The organism is Streptomyces nanshensis, from assembly GCF_001751255.1.
GTDB lineage: Bacteria > Actinomycetota > Actinomycetes > Streptomycetales > Streptomycetaceae > Streptomyces > Streptomyces nanshensis_A.
Window position 1 is genome coordinate 1 of record NZ_LJGW01000005.1, and the last position, 1007, is coordinate 1007.

Sequence of the window (1007 nt, forward strand, 5' to 3'; positions counted from 1 at the left end):
CCGAAGCCTCGCCCCAGCCCAACGACGCCTGACAGTCGCGGACTCGGACGGCCGCACGGGTCCGGCGCCGGTACGGCTGTCGCATGCGTGAGTCGGCGGGGTGGGAATATCTCTCTTCGCCGCTGCACAAATTCGGGAAATGCGCGGTGAGAAATCGTGCCCCGGCGGATGCGGAAGGCAGCTTTTTCGCATTGCACGGAACGGCTGTGTTAGGTTTTGCGCCAGTTGCAGTTGTGGTTCCCAAGACTTCAGGTGCTCCCGGCACCCGCCGGTGAGCATGCGTTTCTGTTCCGGTGTCCCCGGAGGGGAAATCATCGCAGCGACTCCGAGTCCGCAGAGTGCGGACTCCGGGCACTGCCCCCCCGAAGGAGATTCGATATGGCATCCGGCACCGTGAAGTGGTTCAACTCGGAAAAGGGCTTCGGCTTCATCGAGCAGGAGGGCGGCGGCGCCGACGTCTTCGCTCACTACTCGAACATNTCACTTCTCGAACATCGTGGCCTCCGGCTACCGCGAGCTTCTGGAAGGCCAGGCCGTGACCTTCGACGTCACCCAGGGCCAGAAGGGCCTGCAGGCCGAGAACATCGTTCCCGCCTGACGACGCCGACGCGTACGAGGAGCCGGGGCACGCACCTGGGTGTGTGCCCCGGCTCCTCGCGTTGTCAGGGCTCGCCTGCCTCGTCGGATTCCCACGGCGGCGAGCGCGCGGCACACCGTCTGCCGCGCCGCAATTCCCGGGTCGGAGAACGGCAGTTCACAGACCCCGGTGCCCGGCTGTCGGCCGCGTTTTCAGACCGGCCCTCCGGCGCATTTTCACGACGGCCCGGTGACGGTTTCCGTCCCGGCTCGTTCCGTCTTTTTCTCCGGCCCGTTCTGTGGCTTCCCATGGCAGCTCCGCGCTGCCGCGGCGAATTCCTCGATACGTGCCGCATCGAGGAAGGTTCCGTATGAACCGCGCAGTTCGCACCACCACCGGCTCCGACCGTCCCGGTACGGGAGCCCCCTCC

At 66.2% G+C, this 1007-nt stretch carries 1 pseudogene; it reads left to right on the forward strand.

Annotation, left to right across the window (positions count from 1 at the left end):
* Nucleotides 1–378: 378 nt before the first annotated feature.
* Nucleotides 379–598: pseudogene (locus AN218_RS00025) on the forward strand (cold-shock protein).
* The last annotated feature ends 409 nt before the right edge of the window (nucleotides 599–1007 follow it).